A 14,092-nucleotide genomic window follows, 5' to 3' on the forward strand; every position below is an offset into this window, starting at 1 on the left:
CGACACCCGTTTCCGGCGCGCGGCTAGGGTGGAACCGTGACGTCACGGGAGCCCTCTTGGGAGCCGGATGTATTGCCGGGGTTCTGGCAACAGACCATCGATGCAGGACCTGATCCCGATGGCGAAGGCGACCTGGTCGCCACGCTGGTTCGCCGCGGCCCGGCCGCCACGGCGAGCGGGTCCGCCCGCCCCGGCCACGCGGTGCTGGCACTGCACGGCTACACCGACTACTTCTTCCACACCGAACTGGCGGATCGATTCGCCGAGCGCGGCTTCGCGTTCTACGCGCTGGATCTCCCCAAGTGCGGACGCTCCCGACACGAGGGGCAGACCGCGCATTTCACCACCGATCTGGCGCGGTACGACGACGAGCTTCAGCGCGCGCTGGAGGTGATCGCGGCCGACACCGACAACGCCACGGTGTGCCTGTACGGGCATTCGGCGGGAGGGCTGATCCTCACGTTGTTCGCCGATCGTCTGCGTCGCAGCCGCCGGCTCGCTCCGTTGCACGTCGGCGGACTGATCCTGAACAGCCCGTTCTTCGACCTGCACGGCCCGGCGATCCTGCGCACCGCACCCACATCGGCCGCGCTGATCGCCCTGGCCCGGCTGCGCAAGCTGTCGGTGATCCGCAGACCCACCGAAGGTGGGTACGGCACAACACTTCACCGCGACTACGGCGGCGATTTCGACTACAACCTCGACTGGAAACCGTTGGGAGGCTTCCCTGTCACCCTCGGGTGGATCAATGCGATCCGCCGCGGACAGGCCCGCTTACACCGCGGCCTGGACGTCGGCGTACCGAACCTGATCCTGCGTTCGGACCGGAGTGTCACCGAAACTTCCGATCCGTCCGCGATGCAGCGCGGCGATGCGGTACTCGATGTTCGCCAGATCGCACGGTGGTCGGGTTGCGTGGGTAACCACACCACAGTCGCACCGATCACCGACGCCAAGCACGACGTGTTCCTGTCGATGGCCGACGCCCGCACGGCGGCCTACGGTGAGCTCGACCGCTGGCTGGACTACTACCTGAGCCTGCAAACGCGGCCGAGCACAACATCTTCCGGATAGGGAGCGCACATGGAGCATTACGATCTGACGATCATCGGTACCGGCTCGGGCAACAGCATTCTCGACGAGCGCTATGCCGGCAAGAAGGTCGCGATCTGCGAGCAGGGCACGTTCGGCGGCACCTGCCTGAACGTCGGCTGCATCCCCACCAAGATGTTCGTCTACGCCGCTGACGTCGCGGACACGATCAAGGACAGCGCCAAGTACGGCATCGATTCCCACATCGACAAGGTGCGCTGGCCCGACGTCGTCGCGCGGGTGTTCGGCCGGATCGACCCGATCGCCGCCGGCGGCGAGGACTATCGCCGCAACGACCCCCACATCACGGTGTACGGCAGCCACACCCGCTTCGGGCCCAAGACCGCCGATGGCCGCTACACGCTGCGCACCGAGGCCGGTGACGAATTCAGCAGCGACCAGGTGGTCATCGCGGCCGGGTCCCGCGCCTACGTCCCGCCGGCCATCATGGACTGCGGCGTCACGTACTACACCAGCGACGACATCATGCGTATCCCCGAGCTGCCCGAACACCTGGTGATCGTCGGCGGCGGATTCGTCGCCGCCGAGTTCGCCCATGTGTTCTCGGCGCTGGGCGTGCGGGTCACCATCGTGGTGCGTGGCGACTGCCTTCTCAGCCATTGCGACGAGACGATCTGCCGGGAATTCAGCGCGCTGGCCGCGGAGAAGTGGGACTTCCGGACCCACGAGAACGTGGTCGGTTCTCATCAGGACGGCGACAAGATCGTCCTCGAACTCGACGACGGCAAGACGCTGCCCGCCGACATGCTGCTGGTGGCCACCGGACGCGTCCCCAACGGGGACCTGCTCGATGCCGACCTCGCCGGGGTCGAGGTCGACGAGGACGGCCTGGTGATCGTGGACGAATACCAACGCACAACGGCGCGTGGCATTTTCGCACTCGGTGACGTGTCCTCGGACTATCAGCTCAAACACGTGGCCAACCATGAGTCCCGGGTGGTCAGGGAGAACCTGCTGCGCGAGTGGGATGACACCGGCGCGATGGTGCGCAGCGACCACCGATTCGTACCGTCCGCGGTATTCACCGACCCACAGATCGCCACGGTCGGATTGACCGAGGAGCAGGCCCGCGACGAGGGCTACGACTATGTCACCAAGATCCAGGGCTACGGCGACACCGCGTACGGCTGGGCGATGGAGGACACCACCGGCATCGCCAAGCTGATCGGCGACCGTGCCACCGGCAAGATACTGGGCGCCCACATCATGGGCTATCAGGCGTCCTCGATCATCCAGCCGCTGATCCAGGCGATGAGCTTCGGGCAGACCGCCGAAGAGGTGGCCCGGGGCCAGTACTGGATTCACCCGGCGCTGCCCGAGGTGATCGAGAACGCCTTGCTGGGCCTGATCGATTAGACCCGTGCAGCCCAGCGCTGCTCGATCCGGCCGAACCGCCAGATTCCGAGGGCGACAAGCCAGCTCAGTACGAACAGCCCGACGATCGCGAACCCGACGAACTCCAGATCGGCCGAACCGATGAATGCCAGCGGACCCGTGGTGATGCCCAGGCGCTCGACCAGGAGACCGGCCAGAACGATGACCCCGACCACCAGGGCCACGATGACCGACAGCACGGTGACAGTCAGGTTGTAATAGACCTTGCGGACCGGCTGCAGGAACGCCCAGCCGTAGGCCCGCGCCATGAAGATTCCGTCCAGGCTGTCGAACAGGCTCATCCCTGCCGCGAAGAGCACCGGAAGCACGAGAATGGCGTACCAGGGCAAGGTGAATGCGGCCGCACCCGCCGCCAGCACCAGAAGCGCCACCTGGGTGGCGGTGTCGAAGCCGAGGCCCATCAGGAAGCCGACCGGGTACAGGTGCCACGGCTTGCTCACCCGTCGCATGACCCGGCCGAGCAGGCGGGCCAGGAAGCCTCGCTGGTGAAGTTGACGTTCGAGCTCGGCTTCGTCGAACTGTCCGCTACGCATGGCGCGGAAGATCTTGGCGATACCGACCACGGCGAACAGATTCGTCAGGCCGATCAGAATGAGGAATGTTCCGGCCACCACCGACCCGATCAGTCCCAGGGTCTGCAACATCGACGATTCGTCGTTCTGCACCGGTCCGGCCAGCGCATGAACTCCGAACGCCAACAACAGGGCAAGCCCGAACACCACGCTGGAATGCCCCAGCGAGAACCAGAATCCTGCGGAAAGTGATCGCGTGCCCTCACCGACGAGTTTTCGGGTGGTGTTGTCGATGACGGCGATGTGGTCGGCGTCGAACGCGTGGCGCACGCCCAGCAGATAGGCGGTGACTCCGATTCCGACCCCGAACACGCCGGCCGATCCCAGCGTGATGTGTTGCGGGGCAACCCCGAAAACCAGCACGCCCCAACCGAATACATGCAGCAACAACACCACCGCGCCGACCATCGCAATCGAAATCCAGTCTGGGCGGTCGAATGGCTGCGGCTTCGTCGTCGTCACCTCGGGAGCCGCGCCAATGGTCATTCGGCGAGCCTAGGACGGCACTGGATATCTGTCCAGGTGAACAGATGAGCACGGTTTCAGCCGTGCCGGGCCCCGATCCAGTGCAGTAGGTCGTGCACGGTCTCGTCCTCGAGCCGGTAGTTCACCGTCCGGCCGGCCCGGGTGGAGGTGACCCAGCCCTGGTCCCGGAGCACACGCAACGCCTGGGAGACGGCGTTTTCCGAGCGGCCGAGAGCCGTGGCCAGGTCACTGACACAGATGCCCGGCGCGCGGTGCAGGCCGAGCAGGATCTCCAGCCGGTGCGGGTCGGACAGCAGGTCGAAGCGCTGCGCCCACCCTGGGGTGTCGACGTCGGCCAAGGCCGACGACGCGCGTTCGACCTGGACCTGTTTACCGTGCCGGTCCACGGTACGAATCTAGTCCAGGAAGCCGTGCAGCAAGGCCGCCGATCCCCCGACGTGGGCCAGCATGGCCGCGGCGGCCCGCTCGCTGTCACCAGCCAGGATCGCCATCACGATCGCTTCGTGCTGTTCGTCGGAATGGGCGATGTTGCGCAGCAGCAGCGGGATCTGATCCAGCAGCGCATTGAGCCGCATGCGGTTCTCGGCGACCAGCGGTACCAGTGACGGCGACCCCGCGGCCTCCGCGATGGCCAGGTGCAGCCGCGAATCCAGGCGGCGGTAATCGTCGGGCTCGGCCGCGCGGACGTCTTCCAGCCGCGACCACAGGCCCTCCCGCTCGGCAGCGCTCAACGTCCGTCCGGCCGCCATCCGCGCCGCCCCGACCTCCAGGATCTCGCGCAGCCGCAACGCATCGTCGATCTCCGCGCGCGTCGGACTCGGACCGTCGGCGGTGTGCCTGGGCAACTCAGCGGCCAGGAAGGTGCCGCCGTACCTACCCCGCTTGGACACCAGATAACCGGCATCGGCGAGCGATTTGATCGCCTCCCGGACGGTGTCGCGACTGACCCCGAGCCGCGCGGCAAGCTCACGCTCTGGCGGGAGCGACTCCCCCGGACCTAATACGCCCAGTCGGATCGTCTCCAGCAGCCGACCCACGGTGTCCTCGAAGGCATTGCCCAGCCGGACCGGACGCAGCAGGGCACCGGCCGTTTCCGCGGCGGGCTGGGGATCCGGTTCGGCTGTCATGGCGAGCTACCAGGGTGTCACAGGGGCGTCACGTACGCGGAGCTGATGCCGCCGTCGACGAGGAATTTCGAACCGGTGATGAACGACGCGTCGTCACTGGCCAGGAACGCCACCGCGGCGGCCAACTCCTCGGGTTCGGCGAACCGGCCCAGCGGGATGTGTACCAGCCGGCGCGCGGCACGCTCGGGATCCTTGGCGAACAACTCCTGCAGTAGCGGGGTGTTGACCGGCCCGGGGCACAGTGCGTTGACCCGGATTCCCTGCCTCGCATACTGCACGCCGAGTTCGCGCGACATCGCCAGCACGCCGCCCTTGGACGCGGTGTAAGAGATCTGGGAGGTGGCCGAGCCCATCACGGCCACGAACGATGCGGTGTTGATGATCGAGCCCTTGCCCGCGGGCACCATGTGGCGCAGCGCCGCCCGGCACGACAGGTAGACCGATTTCAGGTTGATGTCCTGCACCCGTTGCCAGGCCGGCAGTTCGGTGGTCTCGATCAGGTCATCTTCGGGTGGCGAGATCCCGGCGTTGTTGAACGCGATGTCGACCGATCCGAATGTCGCCGCCGCAGTATCGAAGAGGTTGTCGACGGCATCCTGATCGGACACGTCGACCGGGACGAACAACCCGTCGAGTTCTTCGGCAGCGGCCTCTCCGGTGGCAGGGTCGATGTCGCCCACCACGATCGTGGCCCCCTCGGCGCGCAATCGCCGGCCGGTGGCCAGGCCGATGCCGCTGGCGCCCCCGGTGATCACGGCGATCTTGCCGGCCAGACGTTGGGTCAGATCCATCTACAGCTCCTCTACTGCGAAAAAGACGTTCTTGGTCTCGGTGAAAGACAACGGTGCGTCAGGCCCCAACTCGCGCCCGAGTCCGGACTGTTTGAAGCCACCGAACGGCGTGTTGTAGCGCACCGAGGAATGCGAATTGACACTGAGATTGCCCGATTCCACCGCCCGCGACACCCGCATCGCTCGCGAGAGGTTGTCGGTCCAGATCGAGCCCGACAAACCGTAAGGCGTGTCGTTGGCCAGTGCGATGGCGTCGGCCTCGTCCTCGAACGGCAGCACGGTCACCACAGGGCCGAAGATCTCCTCGGTCACGGTCCGGTCCGTACGCTGCGGCGTCAACACCGTCGGCGGGAACCAGAACCCGGGCCCCTCAGGGGCAGACGCCCGGAATGCGACCGGCGCGCCGTCGGGCACGTAGGACGCCACCGACTCCCAGTGCGGACGGGACACCAACGGCCCCATCTCGGTGTCACGCACCGTGGGGTCCCCCACGACGACGCCCTTGACGGCCGGCTCCAGCAGCTCCATGAACCGGTCGTAGACATTGCGCTGCACCAGGATCCGGCTGCGCGCACAGCAGTCCTGTCCAGCGTTGTCGAACACGCCGTATGGCGCGGTGGCTGCCGCCTTCTCCAGATCGCAGTCGTCGAAAACGATGTTCGCGCTCTTGCCACCCAATTCCAGGGTCACCCGTTTGACCTGGGCCGCCGCTCCGGCCATCACCCGCATCCCCACCTCGGTGGATCCGGTGAACACGACCTTGCGGACGCCTGGATGGGTGACGAACCGTTCTCCCACCACCGAGCCCTTGCCGGGCAACACCTGAAAGAGCCCCTCCGGCAAGCCCGATGCGATGGCGAGCTCACCGAGCCGGATCGTGGTCAGCGGGGTCCACTCGGCAGGCTTGAGCACGACGGCGTTGCCGGCGGCGAGCGCCGGGGCGAAGCCCCACGCGGCGATGGTCATCGGGAAGTTCCACGGTGTGATCACGCCGACCACGCCGAGCGGCTCGTTGAACGTGACGTCCAGACCGCCGGCCACCGGGATCTGCTTGCCGCTCAATCTTTCCGGAGTCGCCGAGTAGAACTGCAGGACATCGCGGACGTGCCCGGCCTCCCATTCGGCCTGCGCGATCGGATGCCCGGAATTGGCAACCTCGAGGGCGGCCAGCTCATCAATGTGTGCGTCGACGACACCGGCGAAGGCTCGCAAGCCTGCCGCCCGCTCGGCCGGAGCCAGCCGGCACCATTTCCGCTGCGCCGCGGCGGCACGCGCCACTGCGTCGTCGACAGCGGCCACGTCGAGGAGGTCGACGGTGGTCAACAGCTCCTCGGTCGCCGGATTGATGACCTGACTGGATGTCATGAGATCCTTTCTGTTGCATAGGTTCCGGCCGCATCGACCAGGGCGGCGAACAGTCTCAAGTCATCGAGAGTCTCCTCCGGATGCCATTGCACGCCGACCACGAAGGCCTCGCCGGGTAGCTCAACCGCCTCGATCACCCCGTCGGCATCCCGGGCGCTGACCACCAGGCCCTCGCCCAGTAGATCGATGGCCTGATGGTGATAGCACTGCGCATCGGAGGAATCGCCGATCAGAGCCGCCAGTCGGGTGTTCGGCACGGTGCGTACCGTCGAGGTGCCGAACACCGCATTGCCCTTCTGGTGATGCGTGCTCCCGATGACGTCGGGTAGATGCTGGTGCAACGTGCCGCCCAGCGCCGCGTTGAGAACCTGCGCCCCGCGGCACACACCGAGCACCGGAATGCCGTGTTGCAGAGCACTTTCCAGCAGAGCGAACTCCCACGCGTCACGCCCGCTGTCTGGTTCGTTGGTGGCCGGGTGCGGCTGTTGGCCGTAGCGGGCCGGATCGACATCCGGGCCGCCGGTGATCACCAGGCCGTCGAGGCGGTCGAGCACCCGGTCGGCGATGTCGCGGTCCACCGCTTGCGGCGGCAGCAGAAGAGCGGTCCCACCGGCCCGGGTGATGCCTTCGAAGTAGACCTGCGGCAAGAAGCTGGCCCGTACATCCCAAATACCCGTCTGCGCCTGCTGCAGATAGGTCGTCATGCCGATGACCGGGCCTGACCGTCTGCTCGCGCTGAAATCAGAGCCGTTCAAAGCCGCGGACCCTTTCCCAGTCGGTCACCGTGGAATTGAACGCAGCCAACTCGACGCGCGCGTTGTTGAGGTAGTGCTCGACGACGTCGTCCCCGAACGCCGCGCGTGCCACCTCGGACTTTGCGAACAGCTCAGCCGCCTCGGCCAGGGTGGTGGGCAGCCGTTGCGCCTCACTGGCATAGGCGTTGCCCGGCAGCGGGTCGGGTAGTTCCAGCTCGTGATCGATGCCATACAGTCCGCCGGCGAGAAGCGCCGACACCGCCAGGTACTGGTTGACGTCGCCTCCGGGTGTCCGGCATTCCACCCGCATACCAGGCCCGTGACCGACGACCCGCAACGCGCAGGTGCGGTTGTCCATACCCCAGGCAATGGCGGTGGGCGCGAAGCTGCCGTCGGCAAACCTCTTGTAGGAATTGATGTTCGGAGCGTAGAACAGCGTCATCTCACGCAGCGTGGCCAGTTGACCCGCGATGAAGCTGCGGAACATCGACGACATTCCCCGCGGATCGGACTCGTCGGCGAACACAGGAGACCCGTCATCGCCGCGTAGCGAGACGTGGATGTGACAGCTGTTGCCCTCACGCTCATCGAATTTCGCCATGAACGTCAAGCTCTTGCCGTGCTGGTCGGCGATCTCCTTGGCACCGTTCTTGTAGATGGTGTGGTTGTCGCAGGTGTTGCGGGCGTGGTCGTAGCGGAACGCGATCTCCTGCTGACCCAGGTTGCACTCTCCCTTGACACCCTCGCAGTACAACCCGGCGCCCTCCATGCCGACGCGGATGTCGCGCAGCAGCGGTTCCATCCGGGTGGACGCCATCATGGCGTAGTCGACGTTGTAGTCGCTGGCCGGCGTCAGGCCCCGGTAGCCCGCCGCCCACGCCTCGCGGAAAGTGTTGTCGAACACCATGAATTCGAGCTCGGTCCCGACGTACGGCACGAGTTCGCGCTCGGCCAGGCGGTCGATCTGCCGGTTGAGGATGCTGCGGGGCGCCTGTTCGACAGGACGACCGTCGAGCCACGACAGGTCAGCCATCACCAGCGCGGTGCCGGGCAGCCATGGGATCAACCGCAAGGTGCTGAAGTCGGCTGTCATCACCATGTCGCCGTAGCCGGTTTCCCAACTCGACATCGAGTAGCCGCCGACGGTGTTCATGTCGACGTCGACCGCGAGCAGGTAGTTGCAGCACTCCGCGCCGTGGGCGGCGACCTCTTCGACGAACAACCGGCCCGAAACCCGCTTGCCCGTCAGCCGGCCCTGCATATCGCAGAAGGCGACGATCACGGTGTCGATCTCACCCGCCGCCACCATTTGCTCCAGGTCGGCTCGTGCCAGCATGCCGGGGTTCTGGCTCATTGCGCACCCTCCTGCCCGTGTGGGACTTGCCGACCAACCTGACGTCCAGCCGACCATTGTCTCGCCGATGACGTGACGATCGTGCACCGAATTAGCACGATTGTCACGTCAAAAGGTAGGACAGCAGACCAATAAAGTTCTATGGTCCGTTTGGCAGACCGCCCACCGCCCGGCACACGAGGAGCCGCCATGCCCGAGGGGCACGAAGAACTCACCGAACAACTCACGGACGACGAACAACATCTCGCCAAACTCGGTTACGTCCAGGAACTGCAGCGGTCCTGGTCAGGATTCTCCAACTTCGCCATCTCGTTCTCGATCATCTCGATCCTCGCCGGTTGCTTCACGTCGTTCGGATTGGGCTGGAACAACGGCGGCCCTGCCGCCATCGCCTGGGGTTGGCCGATCGTCTCGGTCTTCATCCTGATCATCGGATTCTGTCTGGCCGAACTGGTCTCCGCCTATCCCACCTCAGGTGGAATCTATTGGTGGGCTTCCAAACTCGGCGGGCCCAGGGCCGGCTTCTACACCGGCTGGCTCAACCTGATCGGCCTGATCGCAATTCTGGCGTCGGTGTCCTACGGCAGCGCGACATTCCTGGACCTCACCCTGGGCACGTTCAGCGAATCCTGGCTGGCCGGCTACAGCCTGACCCGGGTGTTCATCATGTTCCTGATCATCCTGGCGGTCTCGGCCCTGATCAACATCTTCTCGTCGCACCTGCTGGCCGTCATCAACAATGTCTCGGTGTGGTGGCACGTCGCCGGAGCCACTGCAGTGATCGCGATCCTGTGGCTACTCCCGGACCAACATGCAAGTGTCTCCGATGTTTTCGCCAAGACCATCAACAATTCCGGGATCTTCTCCGGCTCGACGTCCGGTTGGGGCTTCCTGCTGTTCGTCCTGCCCATCTCGGCGATCCTCACGCAGTACACGATCACCGGCTATGACGCGTCGGCGCACCTGTCCGAAGAGACCAAGAGCGCGGCCAATGCCGCCGCGAAGGGCATCTGGCAGTCGATCTTCTATTCGGCGATCGGTGGCTGGATCCTGTTGCTGTCGTTCCTGTTCGCCGTGCAGAACTCCGACGAGGTATCGGCCAACGGTGGCGCGGTGGCGACCATCTTCACCCAGGCACTGGGATCCAAGTGGGCCGGCGTCGTACTGCTGATCGCCACTGCGGGACAGCTGTTCTGCACCACGGCCTGCCAGACCAGCGCCTCGCGCATGCTGTTCGCCTTCAGCCGGGACCGCGCGGTCCCCGGGCACCAATGGTGGTCGAAGGTCAGTGCCAGCCGCGTGCCCGCCAACGCCGTCATCATCACCGCGGTGGTCGCGGCCATCATCACCTTGCCCGCCATCGTGCCGGTGAAGATTCCGGTCAACGGTGTGGACGTCCCGTCCCCGGTCGCGTTCTACGCGGTCGTCTCGATCGGTGTGGTTGGCCTGTACCTGTGCTTCGCGGTGCCGATCTATTACCGGTGGAAGGCCGGCGACTCCTTCGAGCAGGGCAAGTGGAATGTCGGAAACAGGTACAAGTGGATGGCACCGGTGGCGATCGTCGAGATCATCGTCACCGCGATCATCGCGATGTTCCCGACCTCGCTCGGTGGCATGCCGTGGGACCCGAGCTTCGAGTGGAAGTTCGTGAACTACACCCCGCTGCTGGTGGGCAGCGTGCTGATACTGCTGTTCATCTACTGGCACGCCTCGGTGAAGCACTGGTTCACCGGTCCGATCAAACAGGTGGACACCGCCAGCACACCCGTCTCCGGTCGATCAGCCGAGCAACTCGCGGATATCGGAGGCTGTGATGGCTGAGCCGAACAGGTCGCCGTCGTCGACCACCGCGGCGAACAGGGCCCGCTTGCGGTCCTGCAGCGCAACCACTTTCTCCTCGATGGTGTTCTCCGCCACCAGACGGTAGACGCTGACCGGCCGGGCCTGCCCGATGCGGTGGGCCCGGTCGACGGCCTGTGCCTCGGCGGCCGGGCTCCACCACGGGTCGCACAGAAAGCAGTAGTCGGCGGCGGTGAGGTTGAGCCCGAATCCGCCCGCCTTCAGGCTGATCAGGAACACCTGCTTGGTACCGGCACCGAATTCCTCGATGGCCCTGGCCCTTCCGTCGGAGTCGACGGAACCGTCGAGGTAGCTGTAGGCGATCCCCGCAGAATCCAGATGCGACCTGACGATGCCGAGGAACCCGGTGAACTGGCTGAACACCAGCGCACTGTGCCCCTCTGCCACCAGTTGATCGAGCTGTTCAACCAGGAAGTCGATCTTGGCCGAACCCACCGAGCGCGCGGAGTCGTCGACCAGCCCCGGGTGCAGGCTGAGCTGGCGCAGCAGCGTCAGCGACCGGAAGATCTGGAACCGGTTCTTCTCCCAGTCCCCCAGCAGTCCCAACACTTTCTGGCGTTCCCGCGCCAGCCGCGTGTCATAGATCTTGCGGTGCTTGGCGCTCAGACCGATGGTCAGCACCTGCTCACTCTTCGGTGGCAACTCGGTGAGCACCTGGCCTTTGGTGCGGCGCAACAGCACCGGCTTGATCCGCCGGCGCAGCACCGGAAGCAGGTCGTCGGCCTGACCCGATTCGATCGGCTTACGGAAATACGTCTCGAACACCTTCGGTGACGGGAACAAACCGGGCACGGTGATCGACAGCAGCGACCACAACTCCATCAGATTGTTCTCCATCGGTGTGCCGGTGATCGCCACCTTGAACGGCACGTCGAGCAGCCGGGCGGCCTGATGGGTCTTGCTGTGGTGATTCTTGACGAACTGGGCCTCGTCGAGAACCATTCCGGCCCACTGGATTTGCGAATAGGCGGCGACGTCCATCCGCAGCAGCGTGTAGGAGGTGACGACGATGTCGGCCGCGGCCACCTGTTCGGCCAAACCCACCGCCGAGCGGGCGGTGGTGGAGGTCAGTACCACCGCACTCAGGTCAGGGGTGAACTTGCGGCACTCGGCCACCCAGTTGCGGGCCACGCTCGTCGGCGCCACCACCAGGAACTTGCCGGCGCCCCCGGCCACCGCCCGCGCGATGAGCGCCAAGGTCTGCACGGTCTTGCCCAGGCCCATGTCGTCGGCGAGCACTCCGCCGATCCCGTTGTCCCACAGGAATGAAAGCCAGTCCAGCCCGTCCCGCTGGTAGTCGCGCAGGTCGGCGTCGAGGCCAACCGGCGGTGCGATCGGCGCCGGCGGACGCGCGGCGGCCAAGCGCGCCAGATTCGCCCGCCACCGGGCGAGCTGCTCGTCGACAACGCCGAGCTCCAGCAGTTCGTCCCACAATGTGACGTTGAGCGATGCGGCGTTGACCCGGTCCCCGTCGATCTCACCGAGCGCACGCGCCTCGTCGAGCAAGGCCCTCAGCCGGACCAGCTCCGGCGTGTCGAGCCGGAAGTAGATACCCGACGGCAGCAACATGTGCGTTGCGCCAGTGGCCAATTCGCGGATGACCTCGGGCAGGGCCACCGTCTCGCCGTCCACAGATACCGTGACGTTCAGGTTGAACCAGTCACCCGGAGCGGAGATGTCCCCGGAGAACGACAGCACCGGGTCGGCGCCGGCAGCTCGGTACCGGCCATCGGCATCGACGATCAGATCCGCGTAGCAGTCCAGCTGCGGCAGGGTCTGGTCACACAACACGGCAGCCTCCACTGCGGTGAGGTTGACCCCGCCCAGCAGAGTGCGCCGGGACGCGACCGCGACCGCGTCCACAGCGCTCACGGCATTGACGATGGCCCGTAACTCGTGGACGGCCTCGGCGTCGAGCGTCGTGGAGATCCGGCGGTTGACATGCTGGGAGGCTTGACGTTTCCAGTCCTGCGCGGCCGCCGCGACCACCTGCAACGCCGGCAGTACCCGCTGCCACAGCTCCTCCTCCGCGGCCGGGTCGCGATATCCGATCAGCCCGGCCGAAGACAACGGGTCGAAGTCGTGATGCTGATCGTTGACCTCGTACCGGGTGCTCCAGAAGACCCGTGCGCCGCCGTCGACGACTTTGACAGTCAGCGCGGGCTTCGGTCCGGTAATGGCCGGTGGGACGAAGAGCCCGTCGGCGACCTCCATGTCCACGCTGCTCGCCAGGCGGGGCAGGATGTCGACCGCGAGTTCACGCGCCATGTCGGCCGGGATGTGCACCTGCTCGTGATGGCCCAGCATTTCGGCCATGGTGCGTGCGGGTACCGGATCGAAGGCACCGAGCCGTAGCACCGAGTCGACCACCTGAAACATCCCGTGCGGAGCCGGCATCCCGATCAGCCCGACGCCGTCGGGGTCGCGTTCCTGTCCGTCGATGATCAGGGACACCGACATCACCGCACCGCCACCGCCCTCGGCGGCGAAGTCCAACCGGAGGTGGACGTTCTTGGCCAACTCGACCGCACGAATGCCCGTTGCGGAGTCGGCCACGATGGTCACGCCCGCGGCGAGCACCTCGTCGAGCCGTGGCCACAAGGTCGCGGGCATGCCGTTGAGCATCATTCCCTCACCGCTGTGCGGCGAGGAGTACCGCACCATCTCCGACACCAGTGCCCGCACCGCCCGGTACTGCTCACGATCGAACTCGCCGGGATCGGGATAGTCCGCGAGGCGGCCCCAGGTCAACGCCCGGGTGATCCAGGTGCCCCGTTTGCCCAGAGTCAGCGGACGCAGCATCAGCAGCGTCCCCGGGCGGTAGCGCGTGGGTGCACCGATGGAGAATTCCAGCGCGATCGGTTTGCCGCCCCCTTCCGGGGCGGCGACCTCGTCGAGCACCTTGTCGAGGACGTAGCGCCAACGCTCCACCGGCTCATGTGCCGCATCAGCCGGGGAGGCCGCCAGCACCAGGGCGACGGCATGTTTGCAGAACGACCCCACGGGGCATGAACACAATGCCCACTCGACGACAGCCCGACTTCCCGGCGACAGTCCGACCTCAAGGACATACAGCTGACCATGCGAACCCACGCACCGCCCGCGCAGCAGACGCTCTTCGGCATCGAACTCGATGTCGCGGACCCGGCCCTCGACGGCATAACGTTCACCGCGCACGGTCGACTGCGCTCCGAAATCGCGAATCAGCTCGTCACGGGCTATCCCGAAGCCGAATCCAGGCCTCATGCGAGGAGAATAGGGCCACTGTCCGACA

The 14,092-nt window shown here is 65.9% G+C and carries 11 protein-coding genes; 3 read left to right on the plus strand and 8 right to left on the minus strand.

Annotated elements, in window-relative coordinates; translation table 11 throughout:
- Window positions 1-36: 36 nt before the first annotated feature.
- Window positions 37-1,074 carry an alpha/beta hydrolase gene (locus AC4ELH_RS00355; RefSeq protein WP_498882950.1) on the plus strand — a complete coding sequence of 346 codons (1,038 nt, stop codon included), beginning with the start codon at window positions 37-39 and terminating at the stop codon, window positions 1,072-1,074.
- Window positions 1,075-1,083: 9 nt separating this feature from the next.
- Window positions 1,084-2,469 carry a mycothione reductase gene (gene mtr / locus AC4ELH_RS00360; RefSeq protein WP_498882951.1) on the plus strand — a complete coding sequence of 462 codons (1,386 nt, stop codon included), beginning with the start codon at window positions 1,084-1,086 and terminating at the stop codon, window positions 2,467-2,469.
- Here the strand turns inward: mtr and nicT are convergent.
- Genes nicT through AC4ELH_RS00395 form a run of 7 tightly spaced genes read right to left on the minus strand, consistent with a single transcriptional unit; the run spans window position 2,466 to window position 8,958 of the window.
- On the minus strand, window positions 2,466-3,566 hold the full coding sequence (gene nicT / locus AC4ELH_RS00365; RefSeq protein ID WP_448448977.1) for a Nickel transporter NicT: 1,101 nt from the start codon (window positions 3,564-3,566) through the stop codon (window positions 2,466-2,468). The two genes, mtr and nicT, sit on opposite strands and share 4 nt — an antisense overlap.
- Window positions 3,567-3,622: 56 nt before the next feature.
- The gene (locus AC4ELH_RS00370) at window positions 3,623-3,952 is read right to left on the minus strand and encodes an ArsR/SmtB family transcription factor (RefSeq protein ID WP_064886877.1); all 330 of its coding nucleotides are present in this window, start codon (window positions 3,950-3,952) and stop codon (window positions 3,623-3,625) included.
- A 9-nt stretch (window positions 3,953-3,961) separates the two neighbouring features.
- Window positions 3,962-4,693, minus strand: coding sequence for a FadR/GntR family transcriptional regulator (locus tag AC4ELH_RS00375; protein ID WP_448448978.1), 732 nt, complete (start codon window positions 4,691-4,693; stop codon window positions 3,962-3,964).
- A 17-nt stretch (window positions 4,694-4,710) separates the two neighbouring features.
- Entirely contained in the window at window positions 4,711-5,484 is a 774-nt protein-coding gene (locus tag AC4ELH_RS00380) for a 3-oxoacyl-ACP reductase (RefSeq protein ID WP_498882952.1), read from the minus strand.
- The gene (locus tag AC4ELH_RS00385; protein ID WP_498882953.1) at window positions 5,485-6,849 is read right to left on the minus strand and encodes an aldehyde dehydrogenase family protein; all 1,365 of its coding nucleotides are present in this window, start codon (window positions 6,847-6,849) and stop codon (window positions 5,485-5,487) included. It lies immediately after the preceding gene.
- Window positions 6,846-7,604 (minus strand): gamma-glutamyl-gamma-aminobutyrate hydrolase family protein, encoded by a 759-nt coding sequence (locus AC4ELH_RS00390; RefSeq protein ID WP_448448980.1) that lies wholly within the window; start codon window positions 7,602-7,604, stop codon window positions 6,846-6,848. Before AC4ELH_RS00390 ends, AC4ELH_RS00385 begins: the two co-directional genes overlap by 4 nt.
- Complete coding sequence (locus tag AC4ELH_RS00395; protein WP_498882955.1) at window positions 7,591-8,958, minus strand: glutamine synthetase family protein; 1,368 nt, start codon at window positions 8,956-8,958, stop codon at window positions 7,591-7,593. Before AC4ELH_RS00395 ends, AC4ELH_RS00390 begins: the two co-directional genes overlap by 14 nt.
- Before the next feature lie 189 nt (window positions 8,959-9,147).
- On the opposite strand from AC4ELH_RS00395, the gene AC4ELH_RS00400 reads away from it, so the two are divergent.
- Entirely contained in the window at window positions 9,148-10,779 is a 1,632-nt protein-coding gene (locus AC4ELH_RS00400) for an amino acid permease (RefSeq protein WP_498882956.1), read from the plus strand.
- Here the strand turns inward: AC4ELH_RS00400 and AC4ELH_RS00405 are convergent.
- The gene (locus tag AC4ELH_RS00405; protein WP_498882957.1) at window positions 10,738-14,064 is read right to left on the minus strand and encodes a DEAD/DEAH box helicase; all 3,327 of its coding nucleotides are present in this window, start codon (window positions 14,062-14,064) and stop codon (window positions 10,738-10,740) included. The two genes, AC4ELH_RS00400 and AC4ELH_RS00405, sit on opposite strands and share 42 nt — an antisense overlap.
- Between the last annotated feature and the right edge of the window lie 28 nt (window positions 14,065-14,092).

This window comes from Mycobacterium shunyiense (assembly GCF_058270075.1).

Bases quoted from the DNA above. Each gene is read 5' to 3' on its own strand.
- AC4ELH_RS00380 (WP_498882952.1), bottom strand. From the start codon at position 5,484: ATGGATCTGACCCAACGTCTGGCCGGCAAGATCGCCGTGATCACCGGG.
- nicT (WP_448448977.1), bottom strand. From the start codon at position 3,566: ATGACCATTGGCGCGGCTCCCGAGGTGACGACGACGAAGCCGCAGCCA.
- AC4ELH_RS00375 (WP_448448978.1), bottom strand. From the start codon at position 4,693: ATGACAGCCGAACCGGATCCCCAGCCCGCCGCGGAAACGGCCGGTGCC.
- AC4ELH_RS00385 (WP_498882953.1), bottom strand. From the start codon at position 6,849: ATGACATCCAGTCAGGTCATCAATCCGGCGACCGAGGAGCTGTTGACC.
- mtr (WP_498882951.1), top strand. From the start codon at position 1,084: ATGGAGCATTACGATCTGACGATCATCGGTACCGGCTCGGGCAACAGC.
- AC4ELH_RS00400 (WP_498882956.1), top strand. From the start codon at position 9,148: ATGCCCGAGGGGCACGAAGAACTCACCGAACAACTCACGGACGACGAA.
- AC4ELH_RS00405 (WP_498882957.1), bottom strand. From the start codon at position 14,064: ATGAGGCCTGGATTCGGCTTCGGGATAGCCCGTGACGAGCTGATTCGC.
- AC4ELH_RS00395 (WP_498882955.1), bottom strand. From the start codon at position 8,958: ATGAGCCAGAACCCCGGCATGCTGGCACGAGCCGACCTGGAGCAAATG.